The organism is Massilia sp. BKSP1R2A-1, from assembly GCF_050586525.1.
In the GTDB taxonomy this organism is placed as follows: domain Bacteria; phylum Pseudomonadota; class Gammaproteobacteria; order Burkholderiales; family Burkholderiaceae_D; genus Telluria.
Map to the genome: position 1 here is coordinate 41,227 of NZ_JBOBRE010000008.1, position 24,129 is coordinate 65,355.

The 24,129-nt window shown below is 66.0% G+C and carries 25 protein-coding genes; 9 read left to right on the forward strand and 16 right to left on the reverse strand.

Annotated elements, in window-relative coordinates; translation table 11 throughout:
• Positions 1 to 7: 7 nt before the first annotated feature.
• Positions 8 to 1,237 (reverse strand): efflux RND transporter periplasmic adaptor subunit, encoded by a 1,230-nt coding sequence (locus ACQ7JA_RS13725; RefSeq protein ID WP_430898572.1) that lies wholly within the window; start codon positions 1,235 to 1,237, stop codon positions 8 to 10.
• A 155-nt stretch (positions 1,238 to 1,392) separates the two neighbouring features.
• Between ACQ7JA_RS13725 and ACQ7JA_RS13730 the strand changes: the two genes are divergently transcribed.
• Positions 1,393 to 2,010: a TetR family transcriptional regulator gene (locus ACQ7JA_RS13730; RefSeq protein WP_430898574.1), complete on the forward strand. Its 618-nt coding sequence runs from the start codon at positions 1,393 to 1,395 to the stop codon at positions 2,008 to 2,010.
• 158 nt (positions 2,011 to 2,168) lie between these two features.
• Here ACQ7JA_RS13730 and tal read toward each other — a convergent pair whose 3' ends face one another.
• The 6 genes from tal to pgi form a co-directional block, all read right to left on the reverse strand.
• Positions 2,169 to 3,101 (reverse strand): transaldolase, encoded by a 933-nt coding sequence (gene tal / locus ACQ7JA_RS13735; protein WP_430898576.1) that lies wholly within the window; start codon positions 3,099 to 3,101, stop codon positions 2,169 to 2,171.
• 21 nt (positions 3,102 to 3,122) lie between these two features.
• Positions 3,123 to 3,620 carry a GAF domain-containing protein gene (locus ACQ7JA_RS13740; protein WP_430898578.1) on the reverse strand — a complete coding sequence of 166 codons (498 nt, stop codon included), beginning with the start codon at positions 3,618 to 3,620 and terminating at the stop codon, positions 3,123 to 3,125.
• A gap of 57 nt (positions 3,621 to 3,677) precedes the next feature.
• The gene (locus tag ACQ7JA_RS13745; RefSeq protein WP_231057022.1) at positions 3,678 to 4,532 is read right to left on the reverse strand and encodes an SIS domain-containing protein; all 855 of its coding nucleotides are present in this window, start codon (positions 4,530 to 4,532) and stop codon (positions 3,678 to 3,680) included.
• Between the two features lie 13 nt (positions 4,533 to 4,545).
• Positions 4,546 to 6,015: a glucose-6-phosphate dehydrogenase gene (gene zwf, locus ACQ7JA_RS13750; RefSeq protein WP_430898580.1), complete on the reverse strand. Its 1,470-nt coding sequence runs from the start codon at positions 6,013 to 6,015 to the stop codon at positions 4,546 to 4,548.
• A 198-nt stretch (positions 6,016 to 6,213) separates the two neighbouring features.
• Complete coding sequence (locus ACQ7JA_RS13755; protein WP_430898582.1) at positions 6,214 to 7,074, reverse strand: SMP-30/gluconolactonase/LRE family protein; 861 nt, start codon at positions 7,072 to 7,074, stop codon at positions 6,214 to 6,216.
• Positions 7,075 to 7,131: 57 nt separating this feature from the next.
• Positions 7,132 to 8,775 (reverse strand): glucose-6-phosphate isomerase, encoded by a 1,644-nt coding sequence (gene pgi, locus ACQ7JA_RS13760; RefSeq protein WP_430898584.1) that lies wholly within the window; start codon positions 8,773 to 8,775, stop codon positions 7,132 to 7,134.
• A gap of 226 nt (positions 8,776 to 9,001) precedes the next feature.
• Between pgi and edd the strand changes: the two genes are divergently transcribed.
• Genes edd through ACQ7JA_RS13775 form a run of 3 tightly spaced genes read left to right on the forward strand, consistent with a single transcriptional unit; the run spans position 9,002 to position 12,103 of the window.
• Positions 9,002 to 10,921, forward strand: coding sequence for a phosphogluconate dehydratase (gene edd / locus ACQ7JA_RS13765; RefSeq protein WP_430898586.1), 1,920 nt, complete (start codon positions 9,002 to 9,004; stop codon positions 10,919 to 10,921).
• The gene (gene eda / locus ACQ7JA_RS13770; protein WP_430898588.1) at positions 10,918 to 11,541 is read left to right on the forward strand and encodes a bifunctional 4-hydroxy-2-oxoglutarate aldolase/2-dehydro-3-deoxy-phosphogluconate aldolase; all 624 of its coding nucleotides are present in this window, start codon (positions 10,918 to 10,920) and stop codon (positions 11,539 to 11,541) included. Before edd ends, eda begins: the two co-directional genes overlap by 4 nt.
• A gap of 52 nt (positions 11,542 to 11,593) precedes the next feature.
• A complete protein-coding gene (locus ACQ7JA_RS13775; protein WP_430898590.1) occupies positions 11,594 to 12,103 on the forward strand; it encodes a Rhs element Vgr protein in 510 nt (169 codons plus the stop codon).
• Here the strand turns inward: ACQ7JA_RS13775 and ACQ7JA_RS13780 are convergent.
• Together ACQ7JA_RS13780 and ACQ7JA_RS13785 are read right to left on the reverse strand one after the other, a co-directional pair.
• A complete protein-coding gene (locus ACQ7JA_RS13780; RefSeq protein ID WP_430898592.1) occupies positions 12,082 to 13,680 on the reverse strand; it encodes a diguanylate cyclase domain-containing protein in 1,599 nt (532 codons plus the stop codon). The genes ACQ7JA_RS13775 and ACQ7JA_RS13780 overlap by 22 nt on opposite strands.
• A gap of 48 nt (positions 13,681 to 13,728) precedes the next feature.
• Entirely contained in the window at positions 13,729 to 14,172 is a 444-nt protein-coding gene (locus ACQ7JA_RS13785; protein ID WP_430898594.1) for a response regulator, read from the reverse strand.
• A gap of 308 nt (positions 14,173 to 14,480) precedes the next feature.
• Between ACQ7JA_RS13785 and ACQ7JA_RS13790 the strand changes: the two genes are divergently transcribed.
• The 3 genes from ACQ7JA_RS13790 (at position 14,481) to ACQ7JA_RS13800 (ending at position 16,711) form a co-directional block, all read left to right on the forward strand.
• Positions 14,481 to 14,984 (forward strand): hypothetical protein, encoded by a 504-nt coding sequence (locus ACQ7JA_RS13790; protein WP_430898596.1) that lies wholly within the window; start codon positions 14,481 to 14,483, stop codon positions 14,982 to 14,984.
• A gap of 125 nt (positions 14,985 to 15,109) precedes the next feature.
• A complete protein-coding gene (locus ACQ7JA_RS13795; protein ID WP_430898598.1) occupies positions 15,110 to 16,117 on the forward strand; it encodes a cyanophycinase in 1,008 nt (335 codons plus the stop codon).
• 96 nt (positions 16,118 to 16,213) lie between these two features.
• A complete protein-coding gene (locus ACQ7JA_RS13800; protein ID WP_430898600.1) occupies positions 16,214 to 16,711 on the forward strand; it encodes a DUF1203 domain-containing protein in 498 nt (165 codons plus the stop codon).
• A 3-nt stretch (positions 16,712 to 16,714) separates the two neighbouring features.
• Here the strand turns inward: ACQ7JA_RS13800 and ACQ7JA_RS13805 are convergent, their stop codons facing one another.
• The 5 genes from ACQ7JA_RS13805 to ACQ7JA_RS13825 all read right to left on the reverse strand — a co-directional run bounded on the left by ACQ7JA_RS13805 (position 16,715) and on the right by ACQ7JA_RS13825 (position 21,116).
• Positions 16,715 to 17,449 (reverse strand): hypothetical protein, encoded by a 735-nt coding sequence (locus ACQ7JA_RS13805; RefSeq protein ID WP_430898602.1) that lies wholly within the window; start codon positions 17,447 to 17,449, stop codon positions 16,715 to 16,717.
• A 71-nt stretch (positions 17,450 to 17,520) separates the two neighbouring features.
• A complete protein-coding gene (locus ACQ7JA_RS13810) occupies positions 17,521 to 17,958 on the reverse strand; it encodes a GNAT family N-acetyltransferase (RefSeq protein ID WP_430898604.1) in 438 nt (145 codons plus the stop codon).
• On the reverse strand, positions 17,951 to 19,174 hold the full coding sequence (locus ACQ7JA_RS13815; RefSeq protein ID WP_430898606.1) for an ABC transporter permease: 1,224 nt from the start codon (positions 19,172 to 19,174) through the stop codon (positions 17,951 to 17,953). Before ACQ7JA_RS13815 ends, ACQ7JA_RS13810 begins: the two co-directional genes overlap by 8 nt.
• Complete coding sequence (locus ACQ7JA_RS13820) at positions 19,171 to 19,908, reverse strand: ABC transporter ATP-binding protein (RefSeq protein WP_430898608.1); 738 nt, start codon at positions 19,906 to 19,908, stop codon at positions 19,171 to 19,173. Before ACQ7JA_RS13820 ends, ACQ7JA_RS13815 begins: the two co-directional genes overlap by 4 nt.
• Positions 19,908 to 21,116 (reverse strand): efflux RND transporter periplasmic adaptor subunit, encoded by a 1,209-nt coding sequence (locus ACQ7JA_RS13825; RefSeq protein WP_430898610.1) that lies wholly within the window; start codon positions 21,114 to 21,116, stop codon positions 19,908 to 19,910. The genes ACQ7JA_RS13820 and ACQ7JA_RS13825 overlap by 1 nt, the downstream gene beginning before the upstream one ends.
• Before the next feature lie 167 nt (positions 21,117 to 21,283).
• On the opposite strand from ACQ7JA_RS13825, the gene rpiA reads away from it, so the two are divergent.
• Both rpiA and ACQ7JA_RS13835 read left to right on the forward strand, forming a co-directional pair.
• A complete protein-coding gene (gene rpiA, locus ACQ7JA_RS13830) occupies positions 21,284 to 21,961 on the forward strand; it encodes a ribose-5-phosphate isomerase RpiA (protein WP_430898612.1) in 678 nt (225 codons plus the stop codon).
• 14 nt (positions 21,962 to 21,975) lie between these two features.
• Positions 21,976 to 22,323 carry a hypothetical protein gene (locus tag ACQ7JA_RS13835; protein ID WP_430898614.1) on the forward strand — a complete coding sequence of 116 codons (348 nt, stop codon included), beginning with the start codon at positions 21,976 to 21,978 and terminating at the stop codon, positions 22,321 to 22,323.
• Positions 22,324 to 22,367: 44 nt separating this feature from the next.
• Here the strand turns inward: ACQ7JA_RS13835 and ACQ7JA_RS13840 are convergent, their stop codons facing one another.
• Positions 22,368 to 22,643, reverse strand: a complete 276-nt coding sequence (locus tag ACQ7JA_RS13840; protein ID WP_027864371.1) for an oxidative damage protection protein — start codon at positions 22,641 to 22,643, stop codon at positions 22,368 to 22,370.
• Between the two features lie 162 nt (positions 22,644 to 22,805).
• A complete protein-coding gene (argA, locus tag ACQ7JA_RS13845) occupies positions 22,806 to 24,119 on the reverse strand; it encodes an amino-acid N-acetyltransferase (protein WP_258826079.1) in 1,314 nt (437 codons plus the stop codon).
• Between the last annotated feature and the right edge of the window lie 10 nt (positions 24,120 to 24,129).

The window sequence follows — 24,129 nt, forward strand, 5'->3', positions numbered from 1 at the left end:
CGGCGAATTACTTGCCAGTCGAGGCAGCGGCCGGAGCCGAGCCTGGCGCGGCCTGCGCCGATGCCTGCCATGGCACTGCCTTGACCGGGGTACCCGGCGGCAGCATCTGCAGCTTCTGGAAGCCGTCGACCATCACGCGTTCGCCTTCCTTCAGGCCTTCGGTGACGATCCAGCTCGAACCCTGCTGCGACGCGATCTTGACGGTGCGCTGGGCCGGCTTGTTGTCCGCGCCGACGACCATCAGGGTGTCGCCCTGGGGACCGCCGCGGGTCACGGCCTGCTGGGGCACCACGATGCCGTTCGGGATCTGGGCCTGGGCGATGCGCACGCGCACGTACTGGCCCGGCAGCAGCGAGTTGTCCGGGTTCGGCACGGTGGCGCGCAGGGTGACCTGGCCGGTGCTCGGGTCGACGGTGACGTCCGAGAACAGCAGCTTGCCGCGTGCGCCAAGCTCGGTGCCGTCGTCCAGGATCACGGTAACCGGCACGTCCCTGGCGCTGCCGCCATTCTGGCCGGCCTGCTTGCGCAGGCGCTGCAGCTCGGAGGCCGACTGGGTGATGTTCAGGTACATCGGATTGGTCTGCTGGATCAGCGCCAGTTCGGTCGCCTGGGCGGCCGAGACGATGGCGCCCTCGGTCACCAGGGCGCGGCCGATGCGGCCCGAGATCGGCGCGTAGACGTTGGCATAGCCCTGGTTGATCTGGGCGATGCGCACCTGCGCCCTGGCGGCGGCCACGGCGGCTTCGGCCTGCTTCTGGGCGGCGACGGCGTTGGTATATTCCTGTTGGCTGATGGCGTTCGCCTCCACCAGCGGCTTGTAGCGGTTGGCCTGGGCGGCGGCCTGGGTCAGGGTGGCCTGGGCGCGGCCGAGGTCGGCCTGGGCGGCAGCCACCTGGGCCTGGTAAGGCGCCGGGTCGATCTGGAACAGGGACTGGCCCTGCTTGACTTCGCTGCCCTCGGTGAACAGGCGCTTCAGGACGACGCCGTCGACACGCGCGCGCACCTGCGAGGTGCGGACCGGCTCGGCGCGGGCCGGCAGTTCGGTCTGCAGCGCGACCGGTTCGAAACGGGTGGTGATGACGCCGACTTCCGGCGCCGGCATGCCGCCGCCGGGGCCGCCCGCGGCCGGAGCGTCTTTCTTGCCGCAGGCCGCGAGCAGGGTCACGGCCACCAGGGTGGCTGCGGCGATCCGGCTAAGGGACAAGGTCGGGGAAAGGGAGGAGTGGTCTGAGCGCATTACGTATGCTTCCTTCTCATTATTAAAACGACTACCGCTTGCAGACACTTCGACCGCTTGCGAATCGTCACTGGCAATTGGGAACAGTTTTATATACTATCACGGCTGTATGTTTATTGCTGGGGCACCCCTTCAAATGGGAGGGCAACAAAAAAATGGCACGTAAGACGAAAGCGGAAGCTGCGGTCACCCGCGACAGCATCCTTGATGCGGCAGAAAAATTGTTCGCGCAACAAGGGGTTTCAAGAACAACTTTACAACATATTGCGAGCGCTGCGGGCGTGACGCGCGGCGCAATCTATTGGCATTTCCTGGACAAGGGCGCGCTCTTCAACGCCATGTTCGACCGCGCCAAGATGCCGATGGACGAGGCGATGCAGGTCCTCGACAACCAGCGCGACGTGAAGGATCCCCTGCAGTGCCTGCGCGACGACATGATGACCGTGCTGCGCATCGTGGTCGAAGACGAAAAGGCGCGCCGCGTGTTCGAGATCGCGACCCTGAAGACCGAGTTCATCGACGAGGTGGATTCCGTGCGCGCGCGCCGGCGCGAGTCGATCGGGCTGTGGCAGGACCGGATGGAAGGGCACCTGAAGCAGGCGCAGGAAAAGGGTTTGCTGCGCCCCGGCGTGAGCACCCGGGCGGCCGCCCAGGGCGGCTGGATCATGGTCGATGGCCTGATCCGCAACTGGATCTTCGAGCCGACCATGTTCAATCTGCAGGAGCTGGGTGGGACGGTGATCGATACCTACCTGGCTGGCCTGCGGTCGTAGGGTGGACGGCTCCGCCGTCCTCGCGTTCAAATAAATGGCGAGATAACGCGCATCGTCCGTTTTGACGCTGGTTGAACGCGCGGTCGGCGAAGCGTAGCCCAGTTCACTGGACTGGGCCACCCCTACGAAAAACGCGCCTTGAAGGCCGCGTTTTCTATTTACTTCTTCAGCTCTTCGATCATCTTCTTCAGCTTGATCGAATCCGCCACGAAGGCGCGGATGCCTTCGGACAGCTTCTCGGTCCCCATCGCGTCTTCGTTCAGCATGAAGCGGAAGGTCTTCTCGTCGATCGCGATCTTCTGGATGTCCGCATTCGCGTCCGCCACCAGCTTGCGCTCGACCGGCGCGTCCGAGTCGGCCAGCTTCTGCAGCAGGTCCGGCGAGATGGTGAGCAGATCGCAGCCCGCCAGTTCCAGGATCTGCGAGGTGTTGCGGAAGCTCGCGCCCATCACTTCGGTGTCGTAGCCGAACTTGCGGTAGTACTGGTAGATGCGCTTGACCGATTGCACGCCCGGGTCTTCGGCGCCTTGATAATCGGTACCGGTCGACTTCTTGTACCAGTCATAGATGCGGCCGACGAAGGGCGAGATCAGCTTGACGCCAGCTTCGGCGCAGGCGATCGCCTGGCACAGCGAGAACAGCAGGGTCAGGTTGCAGTGGATGCCTTCCTTCTCCAGGATCTCGGCGGCGCGGATGCCTTCCCAGGTCGACGCGATCTTGATCAGGACGCGCTCGCGCGCCACGCCGTTCTTCTCGTACAGGGCGATCAGTTCGCGGCCCTTGGCGACGGTCGCTTCGGTGTCGAAGGACAGGGCGGCATCGATCTCGGTCGAGACACGACCCGGCACGTATTTCAGGATCTCGACGCCGAAGGCGATCAGGAGGTTGTCGACGATTTCCTCGGTGCTCGCGTGCGGCGCGTCGGCGATGGCCTTTTCCAGCAGCGGACGGTATTCCGGCTTCTGCACGGCCTTCAGGATCAGCGAAGGGTTGGTGGTCGCATCCTGCGGCGCATAGGCCTTGATCGACTGGAAGTCGCCGGTGTCGGCGACCACGGTGGTGTACTGCTTGAGTTGTTCGAGCTGGTTCATGGCGAAGAGAGAGGTAACAAGTTAAAAATCGGTGCCGTCGATGAAGGCGGCGAGCATTTCTTCCAGGCCGGCGCGGTCTTCTTCCGAGAAGCGGTCCGGGACCGGGCTGTCGATATCGAACACGCCCAGCAGTTCGCCATCCTTGATCACCGGGATCACGATCTCCGAGCTTGAGGCCGAATCGCAGGCGATGTGGCCGGGGAAGGCGTGCACGTCCGGCACGACGATGGTCTTGCGCTCGACAGCGACCGTGCCGCAGACGCCGCGGCCGAAGGGAATGCGGGCGCAGGCGGGCTTGCCCTGGAAGGGGCCGACCAGCAGGTCTTGTCCATCACCCTTGCGGGCCGGGACGGTGAAATAGAAACCGGCCCAGTTCAGGTCGGCCAGGGTGTCGTAGACGAGGGCGGAAAACTGCGCGGCGTTCGCCATCAGCTTGCGTTCGCCTTCGAGGACGCTCTCGACCTGGCGCACCAGCAGGGCGTAATCGGGGCGGGAACTGCGTTCTGGATTGATGTGCATGGGCATACCCGGAATTGCTATGGAGACCGGGTATTTTACACCTGTGGCGGTTTTGCCTTAACCGATGAAAGAATCGAACTGCATATCGAATTCTTGCAAGGCCTTCTGGGCGTTCTGCATTTTCTTGCGGAATTCCGGCCCGCGCTGCAGGGCCAGGCCCACGGCCAGCACGTCGATCACGACGAGGTAGGCCAGGCGCGCCGAGATCGGGGTATACGGGTCGATCGCGAACACCAGGTCGATGGGGATGAACAGGGTCGCGATCTCGGCCAGCGGCGTGCCCGACGGCGCCAGCACGATCACGTCGGCGCCGCCGCGGCGCGCCAGTTTTGCGGAGCGGGTCAGCGCCGGGTTGTTGCCGCGCTGGGAAATCGCCACCACGGCGTCGCCTTCGCGCAGCAGGGCCGCGGCGATCGAGTGGATCGCCGGGTCGGTATAGGCCACCGTCGGCACGCCCGAGCGGAAGAACTTGTGCTGGGCGTCGGCGGCCACGAAACCGGAAGAGCCCTGGCCGTAGAACTCGATCTTGTTGGCGCGCGAGAGGATGTCGAGCGCCTTTTGCACCAGTTCCGGCTTGAGGTTGTTGCGCAGGTCGAGCAGGGTGTTGATCGAGCGGCTGCAGATTTTATTCACCAGGTCCGAGGCCAGGTCGTCCGGGGCCGGCTGCTCGTTCGCGCCGGGTAGCGCGAGCGCCAGGCCCTGGGCCAGCTTGAGCTTGAACTCGTGCCAGCCGTCGTAGCCGAGGGTGCGGCAGAAGCGCACCACGGTGGGCTCGGACACCTGGGCGCTCTTGGCCAGCGCCGTGATGTTCTGGCTGACGATTACGTTGGGCGCGGCCAGCACCGCGAGCGCGACCTTGCGCTCCGATTTGGAGAGCGAGTCGAGCTGGGTGCGGATGGAATCGAGCAGCATCGTTCTGAAACCCTCAGTCTTCCGGCAGCACTTCTTCGCGCCACTGCAGGCCGTCGCGCCCGATCAGCGCGCTCGAGGCGGCGGGGCCCCAGGTGCCCGAGGTGTAGGGTACCGGTGCGCTGTCGCCCTGCTCCCAGTGCTCGAGGATGGGCTCGACCCATTCCCAGGCCGCTTCCAGCTCGTCGCCGCGCATGAACAGGGTCAGCTGGCCGCGCAGCACGTCGACCAGCAGGCGCTCGTAGGCTTCCATGCGCGGGCTCTTGAACTGCTCGCGGAAGTCGAGTTCGAGCTCGGCCTGCTTCAGGCGCATCGAGTCGCCCGGGGTCTTGGCCATCAGGTTCATCGACAGGCCTTCGTCCGGCTGCAGGCGGATCACCAGGCTGTTCGGCTGGAAGCTCGAGGTCGGCTGGTTGAAGATCGAATGCGGGATCGGCTTGAAGCGCACCACGATCTCGGCCAGGCGGTCCGCCATGCGCTTGCCCGTGCGCAGGTAGAAGGGCACGCCGGCCCAGCGCCAGGTATCGATCTCGGCCTTCATGGCGACGAAGGTTTCGGTCTTCGACTGCTTCGGCGCGTCCGGTTCGTCGCGGTAGCCCGGCACCGGCTGGCCGTCGACGTAGCCGCTGCGGTACTGGCCGCGCACGATGTTCTGCGACAGGGTGGTCGGCGTAAAGCGCTTCAGCGAGCGCAGCACCTGCAGCTTGGCGTCGCGCACGGCGTCCGGCGCGATCGAGGTCGGCGGCTCCATGGCGACGATGCACAGCAGCTGCAGCAGGTGGTTCTGCAGCATGTCGCGCAGCGCGCCCGAGGTGTCGTAGTAGCCCAGGCGGTTGCCCACGCCGATCTTCTCGGCGATGGTGATCTGCACGTCCGAGATCCATTCGCGGCGCCACAGCGGCTCGAACAGGATGTTCCCGAAGCGCAGGGCCAGCAGGTTCTGCACGGTCTCCTTGCCCAGGTAGTGGTCGATCCGGTAGATCTGCGACTCGGCGAAGACCTTGCCGACATCCAGGTTGATCTGCTTGGCCGAAGCCAGGTCGCGGCCCAGCGGCTTTTCCAGCACCACGCGCGAATTCGGCGTTGCCAGGCCGGTGGCTGCCAGGTTGTCGCAGATGGTCGCGAACAGGTGGGGCGGCGTCGCCAGGTAGTAGACGCGGGTCAGCGATTCGTCCTTGCGCAACACCTCGACCAGCGGGGCATAGGTCTTCACGTCGGTAGCGTTCAGGGCCACGTAGACGATGCGCTTCAGGAAGCGCGCCCAGGTCGCCTCGACAGGGGTTTCCTTGATGTTCGGCTTCGAGTTCTTCTCGACGAACTGGAGGAAGTCTTCCTGCGAGAAGTCGTCGCGGCCGACGCAGATGATGCGGGCGCTGTCGGGCAGGTCGTCGCAGACGTCACGCGCGTACATCGCAGGGAGCAGCTTGCGCATTGCAAGGTCGCCGCTGCCGCCGAAGAAGACGAGATCGAAATCGGAAAGGGCCATGGAATTTCTTCAGAAGGGAATGGAAGCTTTGTGTAAATTTACTACACGGATAAGCGTCAAGCAAGAAAATCTACTACGGAATTGCGTAGCGTGGGCGGGTCCCCCCGCCCACGCGTTCAAACAGCGTAAGAATGGACGACACGCGTCGTTTCATCATGTAGTTGAACGCGCGGACGGCAAAGCCGTCCACCCTACGAATCAACGGTGGATATATTCCGGTTCTTCGCGTCCGGCGACGTCGACACGGATCGACAGCACCTTGCCGCTGAGCGGATACTGTTCCAATTCCGCAGCCGAACGCCCGTGGCTGGCGCTGGTGATATAGAGCGTGCGCAGGTCCGAGCCGCCGAGGGCGACCGAGGTCGGGCAGCGCACGGGCAGGGCGATCTCGCGCAGGATCTCGCCGCCTGGCGACAGGCGCAGCACGCGGCCGCCTTCGAACATCGCCACCCAATAGGCGCCTTCGCTGTCGACTGTCGCGCCGTCCGGACGGCCGCCATAGTCGGCAGCCGACTTGTCCGTCGAGAAGGTCTTGATGGTGCGCCCGTTCGAATGCGCGCCGGTGCTGGGGTCGTAGTCGTAGCAGTCGATCCGGTGCGTGGTCGTGTCGGCATGGAACATGGTGCGGCCGTCCAGGCTCCAGGCCAGGCCGTTCGAGTTCGTCATGCCGCCTGCCCAGGCCCGGCGCAGCTGGCCGCGCTCGAGCACGTACATCTCGGCAGCCGGCTTGTCGCGCGGCTCGTACATGGTGCCGATCCAGAAACGGCCTGCCGGGTCGACGCGGCCGTCGTTGAAGCGCACGATCTTCGTATCGTAGGGAGCGTCGGCGATCGGGGTTTCCTTGCCGCTGGTCGTGTTCAGGCAGATGAGACCCGTGCGCGTCGAGACGATCAGGTTGTTGTCGCCATCGACGGCCAGGGCCGAGGGCTCCGACCCCATCTTCCAGTAGGTGTACTTGCCGCTCGCCGGGTGGACCCGGTTGACCGTGTGGCCGTTGATGTCCACCCAGTACAGCGCCGACTCGACCTCGTGCCAGGTCGCCGCTTCACCGACGAGCATGGGCGCGTCGTGTACCACCTCGAATTTTTCCGTTGCCATGTAAGTAAATGGATTAGTTCAGAACGCGGCCTTGGCGCGGGCGATCAGGCCGTTGGTGGAGCTGTCGTGGTTTGCCGGGGCTGGCTCGCCCGCCAGTTCGGCTTCGATCTTCTTCGCCAGCACCTTGCCCAGCTCAACGCCCCACTGGTCGAAACTGTTGACATTCCAGATCACGCCCTGCACGAAGGTCTTGTGCTCGTACAGCGCGATCAGGGCGCCGAGGGTGCTCGGCGTCAGGCGTTCCATCAGGATGGTGTTGCTCGGGCGGTTGCCCGGGAAGGTCTTGTGCGGCGCCAGGCGCTCGATTTCGTCAAGCGGCAGGCCCTGGGCCTGCAGGTCGGCGCGTACCTCGTCGATCGTCTTGCCCTTCATGAAGGCTTCCGACTGGGCGAAGCAGTTGGCCAGCAGGGCGGTATGGTGGTTCTCCATCTCGTGCGCGGGGCGCAGGGCGGCGATGAAATCGATCGGGGTCAGGTCGGTGCCCTGGTGCAGCAGCTGGAAGTAGGCGTGCTGGCCATTGGTGCCGGGTTCGCCCCAGATCGCCGGGCAGGTCGGGGTATCGACCGGCTCGCCCTCGCGGGTGACGCACTTGCCGTTGCTCTCCATGTCGAGCTGCTGCAGATAGGCCGGGAAGCGGTTCAGGTCCTGGTGGTAGGGCGCGATGGTGACCGAATGCGCGTCCAGGAACTCGCGGTTCCAGAAGCCGACCAGGGCGAGCAGCATCGGCATGTTCTGCTCGATCGGCGCGGTGCGGAAGTGCTCGTCCAGGGTATGGGCGCCGGCCAGGAAATCGCTGAAGTAGCCAAAACCCACTGCCAGCGCCACCGACAGGCCGATCGCCGACCACACCGAGTAGCGGCCGCCGACCCAGTCCCAGAAGGGGAACATATTGGCCGGGTCGATGCCGAAGGCCTTGATCGCCTCCGTATTGGTCGAGACGGCGACGAAGTGCTTCGCCAGCGCTTCTTCAGGCGCACGCTCGAGGAACCAGCTGCGCGCGGTCTGCGCGTTCATCATGGTCTCGGCCGTGGTGAAGGTCTTGGAGGCGACGATGAAGAGCGTGGTTTCCGGATCGACCTGGGACAGTGCTGCGTCCATGTCGTGGCCGTCGACGTTGGAGACGAAGTGCATTGTCAATCGCGGGTGGGTGTAGTGGCGCAAAGCCAGCACGACCATCTTCGGGCCGAGGTCGGAGCCGCCGATGCCGATGTTCACGATGTCGGTGATCGGCTTGCCGGTGTGGCCGAGCCATTCGCCGCTGCGCACGGCGTCGGTGAAGGTCCGGATGCGGTCGAGCACCGCGTGCACATCGGCATTCACATCCTGGCCGTCGACCACCAGTTTGCTGCCGCGCGGCGCGCGCAGGGCGGTGTGCAGGACGGCGCGGTTCTCGGTATTGTTGATGCGCTCGCCCGCGAACATCGCGTCGCGGCGCGCCTCCACGCCGCGCTCGCGCGCCAGCTCTGCCAGCAGTTCAAGCGTGCGCCCGTCGAGGCGATTTTTTGAATAGTCTAGGAAGAGCCCCGCGGCCTCGACCGAGAGTTTCTCGAAGCGCTGGGGATCGGCAGCGAAGAGGCTGCGCATTTCCCAGTCTTCCGCCTGGGCGGCATGGTTTTCGAGGGCTTGGAAGCTTGCGGTGCTGGTAAGGGAGGGCGTGCGCATGGGGTCGGTGTTGAAGAAACAATATTGTCAAGTGCAGATTATCGAATAATACAGGAAGCCAGCGTAAATTCACTACATAAAAATGTAGCCGATTGCCAAGGGGCGTCATTGCGCGAAATCCCGACTGCGGATGCGTTCATTCAGCCGTGATAGGGAAATTGCGCTTTCTGCGCTGGTTTTAAATCTGTAGTAAAATTTCAGATACCAAATTCAAGAAGGAACGATCATGGCGCTGCACCCCGTAGTCGAACAGGTAACGAACCGGATCATCAAGCGAAGCCGCCCCTCGCGCGCGGCCTACCTCGCCCACCTCGAAGCCGCCCGCATCCAGGGTGTGCAGCGCGGCGCGCTTTCGTGCACCAACCTGGCGCACGGCTTCGCCGCCTTCCCGGCCAACGACAAGCTGAAACTCAAGGAATACAAGAAGCCCTCGGTCGCCATCGTCTCGTCCTACAACGACATGCTGTCGGCCCACCAGCCATTCGAGTACTTCCCGCAGGTGATCAAGGAAGCCGTGCGCGAAGTCGACGCGGTCGCCCAGTTCGCGGGCGGCGTGCCGGCCATGTGCGACGGCGTGACCCAGGGCCAGCCGGGCATGGAGCTGTCGCTGTTTTCGCGCGACACCATCGCGATGGCGACCGCCGTGGCGATGTCCCATAATATGTTCGACTCGGCGCTCTACCTCGGCATCTGCGACAAGATCGTGCCGGGCCTGCTCATCGGCGCGCTGCACTTCGGACACATCCCGGGCATCTTCGTGCCAGGCGGCCCGATGACCACCGGGATCTCGAACAAGGAAAAGGCGGCCATCCGCCAGCGCTATGCCAAGGGCGAAGCCACCCGCGACGAGCTGCTCGAGGGCGAATCGAAGTCCTACCACGGCGCCGGCACCTGTACCTTCTACGGCACCGCCAACAGCAACCAGATGCTGATGGAGATGATGGGCCTGCACATGCCGGGTTCCGCCTTCATCACCCCGGGCACCCCGCTGCGCGACGCGCTCACCAAGGCCGCATCCCAGCAGGCCGTGAAGATCTCGCAGCAGGGCGGAGAATACATGCCGATCGGCCGCATCGTGGACGAGAAGAGCATCGTCAACGCCATCGTCGCGCTGCACGCGACCGGCGGCTCGACCAACCACACCCTGCACCTGGTGGCGATCGCGCGCGCCGCGGGCATCGTGATCGACTGGAACGACTTCGACGAGCTGTCGAAGGTGGTGCCGTCGCTCACCCGCATCTATCCGAACGGTGAAGCCGACGTGAACCACTTCCAGGCCGCCGGCGGCCCGGGCTTCGTCATCCGCGAGCTGCTCGACGCGGGCCTGGCGCACGAAGACGTCAACACCATCCTCGGCCACGGCCTGCGCGCCCACTGCAAGGAACCCTTCCTGGGCGAGGACGGCAAGGTGGTGTGGCGCGACGTGCCCGAACAGTCGGGCGACGAAGCCGTGCTGCGCCCGGCCGGCAACCCCTTCGCCAACAACGGCGGCATGGTGCTGGTGCAGGGCAACCTGGGCCGCGCCGTGATGAAGATCTCGGCGGTGAAATCCGACTACCACGTGATCGAGGCGCCGGCCATCACCTTCGACTCGCAGGAAGACTTCATGGGGCGCTACAAGGCCGGCGAGCTGAATCGCGACTTCGTGGCCGTGATCCGCTTCCAGGGTCCGCGCGCCAACGGCATGCCGGAGCTGCACGCCCTGACCCCGGCCCTGTCGAACCTGCAGGACGCCGGCTTCAAGGTCGCGATGGTGACCGACGGCCGCATGTCGGGCGCGTCCGGCAAGGTGCCGGCGGCGATCCACGTCTCGCCCGAGATCCTGGCCGGCGGCCCGCTCGGCCTGGTGCGCGACGGTGACCTGATCCGCGTGAACGCCACCACCGGCGAACTCGACGCCCTGGTCCCTGGCGAAGTATGGGCGGCGCGCAGCATGGCCACCGCCGACCTGTCCAAGAGCCACATCGGCATGGGCCGCGAGCTGTTCGCGATGTTCCGCACCCATTCCAGCCCGGCGGAGGAGGGCGCGGCGACGTTCCCGCTGCCTTCCCCGATTGAAACCACCGTACCGCTGCACGAAGGCGCCCACGTCGAAGAAGGGCAGCCAGGTTCGGACGAAGACTTTCTTTTTAGGACCCAGAAATGACCTTACTTGAAATCATGCGCTCGGCGAGCGTCATCCCCGTCATCGCCATCGACGACCCAAGCCACGCCGTTCCGCTGGCGAAGGCCCTGGTGGCGGGCGGGATCCGCGTGCTGGAAGTCACGCTGCGCACCGAGCACGGCCTGCAGGCCATCCGTGACATGAGCCAGGTCGAAGGCGCCATCGTCGGCGTCGGCACGCTGACCCAGCCGCACGAGTTCGCAGCCTCGCGCGATGCGGGCGCCGTGTTCGGCGTCTCGCCGGGCCTGACCGCGACCATGATCGAAGCGGCGAAGAAGAGCGGCCTGCCGCTGCTGCCGGGCGTGATGACCCCGTCCGAAGTGATGTCCGCGCGCGAGCACGGTTTCAAGCAACTGAAGCTGTTCCCGGCGGTGCCTGCGGGCGGCGTCGGCATGCTCAATGCCATCGCCGGTCCGCTGCCGGACGTGACCTTCTGCCCGACCGGCGGCATCTCGATCGAGACCGCGCCGAAGTTCCTGGCCTGTAAGAACGTGGCCTGCGTGGGCGGCTCCTGGCTCACGCCGAAGGACCTGATGCTTGCGGGCGACTGGGCCGGCATCACCGAACTGGCGAAAGCGGCTTCCGCGCTGCGTGCTGCATAACAGCGTCGAGAAACGCCCTCGTTCCCGTCCCTTGACGGAGAACGAGATCGCGATGGCGTCGCTGCTCTTCGGCGACGCCATCGACTACCGGCGCGTCCGTATCCACGGCCGCCGCTATATGCCCTTCCAGCCGAAGAACTGCTGCATGACGCCGAACGGCAGCATGTACTTCCACCGTTCCTGTTTCCTCCCCGACTACACGCGCGGCGACCCCGGCGCGATCCACTGGTTCATGCACGAGATGGTGCACGTGTGGCAGCACCAGCTGGGCTATCCGGTGCGCCTGCGCGGCGCCGTGCGCATCGGGCTGTCCTATGCCTACACGCTGCGTGAAGACGCAACCCTCGCCGACTACAATATGGAAGCCCAGGGCGACCTGCTGGCCGACTATTTTGTATTGAAATTCCTGCGCAAACCGGGCGCCATGCGCCAGGGCCGCTACCGCGACAGCCTGGCGCTGTACGAGCGCGTGCTCGCTTCCTTCCTCGACGATCCCGGCAGCCGCAGCCACCTGCACGGCCCCCTGGCGCGCCGCGCGGCCTACTGGACCGCCGGGCGGTAGCGCAGCGCCACCTCGGTAGTGCTGGCTGCCTGCGGCGTCGAGAGTTCCTTCACCGTGTAGCCGTCGCGCCCGGCGCGCTTGGTGCGGTACAGCGCCGCATCCGCGTGCTGCAGCAGCTCGCCGACCGCCGGCACGGGAAAGCGCGATACCGCGATGCCGATGCTGGTGGTGACGGCCAGGGGCACGCCCTCGAAGTCGAAGGGCCGGCGGATCGCGCGCAGGATCTTGGCGGCGAAGCGGCGCGCATTCTCGGCCGTCTCGAGCCGTTCCGACACGATCACGAATTCGTCGCCCGCCAGGCGATAGCTGCGGTCGGTGGGGCGGGTGAGGCCGCGCAGGCGCCGGCCGAACTCGCGCAGCACGGCGTCGCCGGCCGCATGGCCGTAGCTGTCGTTGATGGCCTTGAAGCAGTCGACGTCCAGGAAAGCGATCGCCATGCCGAAGCGGTAGCGCGCGGCCTGCCCGGCCAGCAGGGCAACGTCGTGGTCGAACTGGCGGCGGTTGCCGAGGCCAGTGAGCGGGTCGGTGAGGCACAGCTCCTTGAGCTGCTGCTCGGCGAGCTGGCGCTTGAGCGACAGCGAGTGGAAGGCCCGGCCGAGGGCGCCGATCTCGTCGTCCCGGCCCAGGTCCAGCACCTCGATCCTGGCTTCTTCGCGCTCCACCGCATGCACGTGGCGGCGCAGGACGCGCAGCGGATCGAGCAGCACCAGCATGGCGGCCCAGCCGATGGCGCCCGCAAGCAGGGCGATGCCGAGGGCACAGATCCAGGCATAGCGGCGCGCCTTGGCGATGCCGGCGAAAGCCTCGTCGGCGGGGAAGACGGAGCCGAGCACCCAGTCCACGCCGCGCACCTGCTTGTAAGTGACGAGCGCCTGCGCGCCATCGCGGTCCCGGCCTTCGGCCCAGCCTTCCCAGCCGCGCAGCGCGGAGCGGACCGAGCCCTCCAGCACCGCCTCGTCCTCGACGCCGTGCAGCAGGCGGCTGCGGTCGCGGTGATACAGGTTGACGCCACCGCGCGTGAAGGCGAACAGGTGGCCGGTGGCGTCCGGGCGCAGGCGCGCAAGCCGGGCGAAGAAGGACGAGTCGCGCAGGTCGATGCCGGCGCATAGTACGAAGGCGACCCGGCCGGCCGCGTCCAGCGCGGGCTCGGTCATGAGGACGAATGGCCCCCCGGTCTCACTGTCCGCGACCGGTTCCGACACCGGGCCGCGTCCGTTGTGCAGGGGCTTCTGGAAGCAGGCGGCGGCGAAGCGCGCGCCCTCCAGGCGCCCGCCGCCCTGGCTGGCGAGCACGCGTCCCTCGGCGTCCATGAGGGTCAGGTCGGCAAAGGCGCTGCGCAGGCCCGGATGCCGCGCCAGCACCTCGTGCAGGCCGGCGCGCTCCGGCTGCGCCGCCAGCTCTTCGGCGAGCGTGCGCAGCAGCGTGCGCCTGGTGTCCAGTTCGGACTCGAGATGGGCGGCGGCGCCGGCCAGCAAGGCGTACTGCTGCCGCCCGGTCGACTCGCGCATCCCGCGGTAGGCAATGTCGAGCGCCACGGCGGCCACCAGCACGCAGGCCGCGGCGACCAGCACCGTCACGGCGGCGGTGATACGGCCCTTGAGGGTCTTCGGAAAAATACGCTCCCCCTATCGGGTGACCGCGCCACCGCCTTGCGCCGCGCAAGCGAGGACGTCGAAGATCTCGGCCAGGTAGGGCGGCTTGACCAGGTGGCGGTCGAAGCCCGCCTCCACGACGGCCATCCGGGTCACCTGGTCGTTCCAGCCGGTCAGGGCGGCGATCAGGACGTTCGACAGGCCGGGGAGGGCGCGCAGGGCGCGCACGACCTCGAAGCCGCTCATGCCGGGCATGACGAGATCGAGGAAGACCACGTCCGGACGGAAGCGCTCGGCGGCGGCCAGCGCGTCGGTGCCGTTGTAGGCCACTTCGACGCTGTGCCCGTACTCGCTCATCGTCATGGCCAGCACGGTGGCGGTGCCGACGTCGTCGTCGACGATCAGGAGGCGGCGCCGGCATGCCGGTGCGGTATCAAGCCGGGGAGAGGTGGGACGGTTGCTTGGATTGGCTTGCACGATGGTTTCCTGGGCGGGTAAACGGCGGGACGTCCCGCGATGGAACCGGCATGGGGATGGACTCCGCGGCGCCGGCTTGTCCGCATTCTAAAAGCGTTTTTCCCTGTGTTGAGCTGCCGGGAATGGCTTCCCCCATGCATGGTGGAAGTTGCCCTTGGGATACAAATTTGCGACAAGTTCAACGGCGACCCAGCCCGTCGAGGCCGGCCGGATGATGACGACAATTCAAGACAATTCATTTAAGATGAGGCAATAAATTTGCCGCCTGCAAGGCGCCGCCTCCTCGACTCACCGCACCGAAGGTATCCATGACCCAGTCCCATATGATCATGCTCGCCATGTCGCCACTCATCCTGTGGCGCATCTACAAGCGGGTGCAGCGCCTGACGGTACGCCAGCAATCGCGCCTGTGGCGCCACTGGTTCGGCGTGACCTTCCTGCCTCTGGCGCTGCTGGCAATGGGCTTCTTCATGGCCGCGCACCCGCCGGCGCTGGCGAGCCTGATCGGCGGCGTGGCGGCGGGCGGCGCGCTCGGCTGGCATGCCTTGCGCCGCTCCGGTTTCGAGAGGGTCGGCGACGCTTACTTCTACACGCCCTATGCCCCGATCGGCATGCTGGTCGCGATGATCTTCATCGTCCGCGTCCTGTACCGCATCTTCGAGATGGCGACCCTCGGCCCGCAGCAGACGCCATCCTTCGGCAGCAGCCCGTTGACGATGGGCATCATGGGCGTGGTCGCCGGCTACTACCTGGTGTACGCCTCGGGCCTGCTGCGCTGGCGGCTCGCACAGGCGCGCGACCAAGCGACGTGAGCGGACTGGCGCACGACGTTCGTATGCAGCACGGTTGATCCGGCGCGATTGAGCGATCGGCCGCTTGTGGGCGCTTCGTTTTCGGTGCGAGAATGGGTTTCCGCTTTCTCATCTGAAAGGGTCTCATGAACACCTCGTTTTTCTCGCGGCTCTCCCGCATCGCCCTGTTCACCCTCGCATTCGGCGCTTCGCACGCCGCCCTCGCGGGCAAGCCCTACCAGCACTTCGTCACCGGCGACGGCAGCAACGTCGTTCTTCCCAAGCCCGCCTATCCCTCACTGGTCCTGATGGGCGGCGGACCGGACGTCGACGCCGCTTTCAAATGGATGATCCAGAAGTCGGGCGGCGGCAACTTCGTCGTGATCCGCGCGACCGGCACGGATGCCTACAATCCTTATATCTACGATATGGGCGGGGTGCGTTCGGTCGAGACCCTGATCATTCCGAGCCGCGTCGCGGCGGGCGACCCCTTCGTGCTGGAGCGTGTGCGCAATGCCGAAGCCGTGTTCATCGCGGGCGGCGACCAGAGCGACTACATGCGCAACTGGAAGGACACCCCGCTCGACACGGCGCTGCAGGAGCTGGCCAACCGCAACATTCCGATTGGCGGCACCAGCGCCGGCCTGGCGGTGATGGGACAGTTCATCTATACCGGCGAGAACCAGTCGGTGACCTCGCCCGAGGCACTGGCCAACCCCTACAACAGGAACGTCACGCTGGGACGCGACTTCCTCACCCTGCCCACCATGGGCCGGGTGATCACGGATTCGCACCTCGACACGCGCGACCGCATCGGCCGCCTGGTCGCCTTCCTGGGACGCATCGTCCAGGATGGCTGGAGCGGCACGGCGCGCGGCCTGGGTGTGGACGTGGAGACGGCGCTGCTGGTCGAGAACGGCCAGGCCCAGCGCGTCGGCCTGGGCTCGGTCTACTTCCTGCAGACCGTCGGCCTGCCCCAGGTCTGCGCGCCGAAGACGCCGCTCACCTACCGTAACCTCGGCGTGCAGCGCCTGTCCGGCGCCGGCACCTTCGACCTGAATAACTGGGCCGGCTATGGCTCCACCACCAACTATGCGGTTTCGGCGGTGCAGGGTGTACTGAGTTCGACGCAGCCCGGCGGTTCGGTCTACTAGCGGGCAAGGGCAGGCCCGGAGTTCGGCAGCAAGAACCGGGGTGCGGCGCCTGGCGCCGCCCGGCATCATCGGGCTTTCACCTGAAAGGCCACCGACATGAATGCTCCCGTATCCTCAGCCGTCCTGCCCGCGTCGCTGCGTATCGCACCGCTCCCGCCCGAATACCTTCTGCGTGTCCGGGCCGGCCTGGACGACCTGGGACAGCCGGTGGAACGCCATATCGCCAGCGGCGGCGAACCCCTACGCGACTGCCTGCGGCGGGCAAGGTCTGGCGAGGCAATCCTGCTGGCCAGCTACTGCCCCTTCACGGTCGCCGGGCCCTACAGGGAATATGGCCCGGTGTTCGTCTCGGCATCGCCCCAGGCCGGGTCGCCGCCCGACGCCTTGCCACTCGGCGGCGAGCGCCCCTACCTGGGCAGCAGTTTCGTCCTGCGCGCCTACTCGCGCGAGGAACGCATCGTCGATGCACGCCTGAGCAATCCCGGTGCAGCGATCGACGACCTGGCAATCCTGTTCGACCGCCCGGACACGGCCTTCGTACTGGCGCGCTTTCCCACCTACGGCTGCTACGCCTTGCGGATTGACGCGGCCTGACCTTCACTTGCCTGCACTGCGCTCGTCCCACAGCGTGACGATGTCGAGCGGTCCCACGAAGGCGATCTCCGGCCTGCCGGTGCGCGCGAGCGCAGGATCGAACTTCAGCACCTGGCATGACCCTGCCTTGATCGTGTCGGCAGGCCGCCCATCGATCTCGATGCGGCCTTCACCCGGGTGGAAGCAGGCTTTCAGGCTGTCGAAACGGGCGACCTTCTCGTCGTGCAGGCTGGCCTTGTACCAGGGAATCCTCTTCTGGACGCCGGCCACCTCGTCGAAGGCTTTCGCGAAGTCCGCGTAGGAAAGCGTCTGCCCTGCGCCTATCCGGAATTTCCATGCCGTGTTGATGTATTCCTTGCGCGTCCGGGCATTGAACATGATGGTCGCCTTTTCCCTGACGGCCTGTTCCAGTTCGGGCAGTACGAAATATCCTCCGCGCTCCACCTCGATGGCCTGGTCGAGCGTGTCCCCGACGATGGCAACGGCCCAGGAGGTGGGGAGATAGTCGTCCCGTGCGGGGCCCGAAAGCTCGGTGAAAGACAGCCGCAAACGGGCGTCGAGTACACGGGGCTCGGGGGGGAGGGTAGAGAGGAGGAACTTCCAGCCACTCAAAAAATAGCTGTACTGTAGGTCTCCCGGATTCTTGGTGCGATGGATCGTGACCGGGGAAAGCTCCTTGACCGCTCCCGCCGCCGCCTCCTGGGCGAAGGCGCCGGAGATGGGGAAGGCGGCGAGCATGCCGGGTAGCGCTGCTGCGACAAGGCGCCATGCGAAAGTTCTCATGCTGAAATTCGTCCCTGTGGTCCGTATTATCGTTGGGATCGCGCGAGCACGAATTCGACCTCGCGGCCGTTCCCCGGCATCCGGGTCCAGCCTTGCGCGGCGTAGAAGCGCTCCGCCCGTGTGCCGGGCGTGGTGCCGAGCGTGATGCGCTCGTGCCCTTGCCCGAACAGCCACGTGACGGCCAGGTCGAGCAGGGCCTTTCCCAGTCCCCGGCCTTCGAATCGGGGACTGATGAAGAGGGCCCAGATCGAGGCTTCGTGGCGGTCGGCGTAGCCGAAACCGGCGATCTCGCCGTCGATTTCCGCCACCCAGCCACGTCCATCCCTGTCGAGGTAGTCCTCGTACATCTGCAGGGTGACGCGGCCCGGGTCGGACAGCACGTTCTCGGTGACGGACAGCCTGATCGCCGACATCGCGGGGATGTCGGCGCTGCAGGCGCGCCGCAGTACGATGTGCTCACTCATAGCGCAGGCAGTCCACAGGCAGCAGGCGCGAGGCCCGGCGCGCAGGATAGAAACCGAAGAACATCCCCACCGCGGTCGAGAAGCCGCATGCGACGACCACGCCCTGCAAGCTCAGGAAGACGTCGAACTGGCCGGTCGAGGTGATCGCCGCCGCACCCAGCGCGGCGATCGCCACGCCCACCAGGCCGCCGGCGATGCAGATCACGACCGACTCGGCCAGGAACTGCATCAGGATGTGGCCGGGGCGGGCGCCGATCGCCATGCGGATGCCGATCTCGCGGGTGCGCTCGGTGACCGACACCAGCATGATGTTCATGATGCCGATGCCGCCCACCAGCAGCGAGATGGCGCCGATCAGGCCGAGCAGCAGGGCGACGCCGGCGCTGATCTTGTTGGCGGTCTCCGCGAAGGAGGCGATGTTCTCGACCCGGAAATCGTCCGGATCGCCGGGGCGGATGCGGTGGCGGACACGCAGGGTTTCCTTGATGTCCTCGACCGCTTCGTCCAGCGACAGTCCCGGCTTGCCCTGCGCCGCGATGTAATGGGCGTTCTGCGGGAAGGGCGTGCGGATCAGGTGCGCGCTGGCCGCGGTGCCCGGCACCAGCACCATGTCGGCGATATTCCCGCCGTCGATCTGCTTGCCTTCGCCCGCCAGCACGCCGATCACCGTGAAGGCGACGTTCTCGATGCGGATGGTGCGGCCCAGCGGGTCGGTCCGGTAGAAGAACTGGTCGGCCACCTTCTGCCCGATCACCACCATGCGCGCCGACGCGCGCATGTCGGCCTCGCTGAAACTGTCGCCCTGGTCGAGCTTCCAGTTGCGGATCTTGAACATGGCCGGCGTGACGCCGTGCACGGTGCTGTTCGCCGTCTCGTTGCCGGAGGTGAGCTTGAAGCTTCCCTGCAGGGCCGGGGCCGCGCCGACCAGGCTCGGAAGGCGGTTCAGGGCCTCCGCATCGGACATGGTGATCGACTGGATCGCGCCGGCGCGCGCGCGGCGCTCGGTGGTGCGGTCGCCGCCCGGGAACACGTAGAGCATATTGGTGCCGAGCGCCTGCAGCTCCTTGCCGATGAAGCGCTGCATGCTGTCGCCGATCGCCAGCAGCAGCACCACCGAGGCGATGCCGATGACGATGCCGAGCATGGTCAGCGCGGTGCGCAGGCGGTTGGCCGCCATCGAGCGGAAGGACTCGACCAGGATCTGGATGAAGTTCATGCCGGCGCCTCCGCGTGACTGGCCGCGAGCTGGCGCAGTCCTTCCGCGGACGGGCCGTCGTACAGCACGCGGCCGTCCTTCAGGCGCACCAGGCGCTGGCTGTAGGCGGCGACATCGGCCTCGTGGGTGACGAGGACGATGGTGATGCCGAGCTCCTTGTTCAGCTGGCGGAAGCTGTTCATGATGTCGTCGCTGGTCTGGGTGTCGAGGTTGCCGGTCGGTTCGTCGGCCAGCAGCAGGGGCGGATCGGTGGCCAGGGCGCGGGCGATCGCCACGCGCTGCTGCTGGCCGCCCGAGAGCTGGCTCGGCGTGCGCTTGGCCAGGCCGCCCAGGCCGACGCGCTCGAGTTCCTGCAGGGCGCGCGCATGCGCCTTGCCGCGGCTGGCGCCGGCGTAGATCAGCGGCAGCGCCACGTTCTCGGCCACGCTCATGCGCTTGATGAGGTTAAAGCTCTGGAACACGAAGCCGATGCTGCGGTTGCGGATGTCGGCCAGCTGGGCGCGCGACAGCGAGCGCGTGTCGGTCCCACCCAGCAGATAGGCGCCGCCCGTGGCCTGGTCGAGGCAGCCGAGGATGTTCATCAGGGTCGACTTGCCCGAGCCCGACTGGCCCATGATGGACACGAAATCGCCGCGCGCCACCTGCAGGTCGATCCCGTGCAGGACATGGGTCTCGACGCTGCCGCTCAGGTAAGTCTTGGTGACGCCGCGGATATCGATCAGGGAGGCGCTCATCATTCGTTCCTGGGCTCCGCCAGGGTGCGCGTGACGACCTTGTCGCCGGCCTTCAGGCTGCCGGACACCACTTCCGTGTAGCGGAAGTTGGACAGGCCGACGCGGATGTCGACGGGCTGCGGCTGGTTCTGCGCGTCGAGGCGATAGACCTTGAACATGCGCGCGGTCTCGGCGGCGCTGCGGAAGGCCAGGTCGTCGTCCGGCGCCGCGGCAGGCGTGAGGGCCACCTGCTTCACGCCGCTTTCCTTTTCCTTCTTGCGCAGCTTTTCCTGTTCTTCCTCGGGCAGCTGGAAGCGCAGGGCGGTGGTCGGGATGCGCAGCACGTTCGGGCGGTTCGCCACCACCAGGCGCACCTGGGCCGTCATGCCGGGCTTGAGCATCTCGTCCTTGTTGTCGACGTCGAGCACGACGTTGTAGGTGACGACGTTCTGCACCACGTTGGCCGCCAGGCGGAACTGGCGCATGGTGGCGTGGAATTCGCGGTCCGGGTAGGCATCGACCACGAAGCGCGCCGGCAGCCCGTCCTTCAGCGCCCCGACGTCGGCTTCCGACACGCTGGTGTCGATCTGCATCTTGGTCAGGTCGCGCGCGATCTGGAACAGGTTCGGCGTGTTGAACGAGGCCGCCACGGTCTGGCCCAGGTCGATGGTGCGCTTGATGATCACGCCGTCGATCGGCGAGCGGATTACGCTGTTGTTCAGGTCCGCCCTGGCGCGATCGAGCTGGGCTTGCGCTAGCTGCACGTTGGCGCGGGCGACGTCCATCTCGCGGCGCGACTGGTCCAGCGCCGTGCTGGAGACGAAGTTCTGGGCCACCAGCTGCTGGTTGCGCGCGTAGTTGGCCTCGCCCAGCTTCAGGTTGGCCATGGCGGACGCCCGGCTGGCCTCGGCCTGGCGGATCTGGGCATTGAAGATGGTCGGGTCGAGTTTCAGCAGCACCTGGCCCTTGGTGACGCGGTCGTTGAAGTCGGCGTTCAGCTCGACCACGGTGCCGGATACCTGGGAGCCGACGTTCACCAGCGCCACCGGGTTGATGGTGCCGGTCGCGGTGACGGTCTGGTTGATGGCGCCCGTGTCGACCACCGCGGTGCGGTATTTCGAGGGAGGCACCTTCGGCGGGCCTTTCGGCGCCAGCCACGCGGCGGCCGCGCCGCCGACCACGACTACCGCGGCCGCGATGGCCACGCGCTTCTTCGTGAAGAGTTTCATCGTACTTTCTGGATAGCCTTGAAAATTGCAGTGTGCGGTGCGGATGACACCTTGGCAATGCATGTTGCATCGACTGGCGATCTGGTGCGACGAACGGTCGATTTCGGGGGGCGAATGGCGCGATCCGTTAAAATGGCGCATTCCTTTTCACTCTTACCTTTCGCATCATGACCCAGGACGAACTCAAGCAAGCCGTAGCCCGCGCCGCCATCGATTACGTGGTGGACGGAGAGATCATCGGCGTCGGCACCGGCTCGACGGCCAACTTCTTCATCGACGAGCTGGCCAAGATCAAGGACCGCATCAAGGGCACCGTCGCCTCCTCGGAAGCCACCGCGGCGCGCCTGCGCGGCCACGGCATCCCGGTGTTCGACCTGAACGAGGTCAGCTCGATGGCGGTCTACATCGACGGCGCCGACGAGATCACCGATACCGGCGCCATGATCAAGGGCGGCGGCGCCGCGCTGACCCGCGAGAAGATCGTGGCCTCGGTGTCGAAGAAATTCGTCTGCATCGCGGACGGCTCGAAGCTGGTCGAGACCCTCGGCAAGTTCCCGCTGCCGGTCGAAGTGATCCCGATGGCGCGCGCATCCGTCATGCGCCAGCTGGCGGCCCTGGGCGGCGAGCCGCGCCTGCGCACCAAAGCTGGCAGCGACGAGGCCTTCATCACCGACAACGGCGGCGAGATCATCGACGTGGTCGGCCTGTCGATTACCGATCCGGTCGGCCTGGAAGAGAAGATCAACCAGATCGTCGGCGTGATCGCCGTCGGCCTGTTCGCCAAGTCCGGCGCCAACGTCTGCCTGCTGGGCACCCCTGAAGGCGTCAAGACCCTGACTTTCTGACCGGAGAAGGATAGATGAAACGCGCGCTGGTACTGGTGGTGGCCGTCATGCTGGGCGGCTGTTCGCTGTTCAAGGGCAAGCCGGAACCGGTGCGCCGTCCCGTCGCCGTCGTGAAGCCGGCTGCCCCCGGCTTGCAGGATCCGAACGGCACGACGATCGAGCGCGTGCCCTTCCGCACCGGGGTGTCGTCGGCCACCGTCGAGAAGATGGCGAAAGAGCAGGGGTGCACGGGTGGGCAGGGCGCCGGCCTGATGACCGAGGCCGGGCCGGTCGAGGTCTACCGGATGCGCTGCGAGGAAGGGGCGATGCGTGGGAAGGTGTTCACGGCGCGCTGCGACTTGCGCCAGTGCGTGAAGATGTGATGCATTGACAGGTGGCCGGCACAGCCGGCCACCCTGCGGCAGCCTTACGCCGCCGGCGGCACGTAGCCCTGCGCCTGGTCGGCGGCGCCGTCACCAAAGAAATGACGCTCCATCTGGGTCGCCAGGTACTTGCGTGCGCGGTCGTCCGCCAGGTTCAGGCGGTTTTCGTTGATCAGCATGGTCTGGTGCTTCAGCCACGCCTGCCATGCCTCTTTCGAGACCGACTGGTAGAGCTTCTTGCCCATTTCGCCTGGAACCGGCGGGAAGTCCAGTCCTTCGGCTTCCTTGTTCAGTTTGATGCATTGGACGGTGCGGGCCATGGTGTACTCCTGTAATCCTGTTAATGGTTAAGCGGTGAGCGCTTGTCGTAGCGTGGGCAGATTCTGCCCACGCGTTCAACGAACAATGACGTTGCCACGGAGCGAACGTGCGTTGAACGCGCGGACGGGGAACCCGTCCACCCTACGAGGGTCAGACCGCCATTATAGAGTCTTGATCAAGACCTGTGATCGGCGCTGCCAGTTATACATGTGCTGGCGATCCTTGGGCAGGTCGTCCACGGTGGCCGGCACGAAGCCGCGCTTCTTGAACCAGTGCGCCGTGCGGGTCGTCAAGACGAAGAGCTTGGTGAGGCCGGCGGCCCTGGCGCGGTTTTCCATGTGCTTGAGGATGCGCTCGCCGTCGCCCTGGGTCTGGGCGTCCGGGCTCACCGTCAGGCAGGCCATCTCGCCCATCTTCGACTCCGGGAAGGGATACAGGGCCGCGCAGCCGAAGATCACGCCGTCGTGGTCGATGACCGAGAACTGGTCGATTTCGCGCTCGATGAGCTCGCGGCCGCGATACACTAGGGTGCCGTCGGCTTCCAGCGGCTCGATGAGCTTGATAATTCCGCCGACGTCCTCAATTGTGGCCTGGCGCAGGCTTTCCAGGTTCTCGTGCGAGATCATGGTGCCGACGCCGTCGTGGGTGAACAGTTCGAGCAGGGCCGAGCCGTCCATCTCGAACGGCACGATGTGGGCGCGGTCCACGCCGCTGTTGCAGGCCTTGATGGCGTGCTGCAGGTAGAACGCGGCGTCGGCCGGCAGGAACCCAGCCTGCAGCACGGCTTCGGCCTGGTGCGAGGACAGTTCGCGGATCTCGGCGCCGGCGGCGTCCTGCATCATCGGGGTCTCGGTGATGAAGATCAGCTTGTCGGCGTGCAGGGCGATCGCGGCCGAGGCGGCGACGTCTTCCATCGTCAGGTTGAAGATCTCGCCGGTGGGCGAGAAGCCCAGCGGGGAAAGCAGCACCAGGGTGTCCTCGGTCTGCAGCATCGGCTGGATTTTCTCGGCGACGATCTTGCGGGTGACGCCGGTGAGTTCGAAGTCGACGCCGTCGATCACGCCGAGGGGGCGGGCGACGACGAAGTTGCCCGACACGATGCTGATCTGGGCGTTCGACATCGGGGTGTTCGGCAGGCCCTGGCTGAAGGCGGCTTCGATGTCGAGACGCAATTCGCCCGCCGCTTCCTTCGCGCATTCGAGCGCGGCGGAATCGGTGATCCGGATACCGTTATGGAAGCGGCCCTCCACGTTACGCAGTTCGAGCTGCTCGGCTACTTGCGGACGCGAGCCGTGCACCAGCACCAGGCGGATGCCGAGGCCGAGCAGCAGGGACAAGTCCTGGGCCAGCACCGGCAGGGCGCCGGAGGTGACCAGTTCGCCCGGGAAGGCGACCACGAAAGTCTTGCCGCCAAAGGCATGAATATACGGCGCGACAGAGCGCAGCCACTGGACGAATTGGGTAGGGTTTTCCATTTGCCGCATT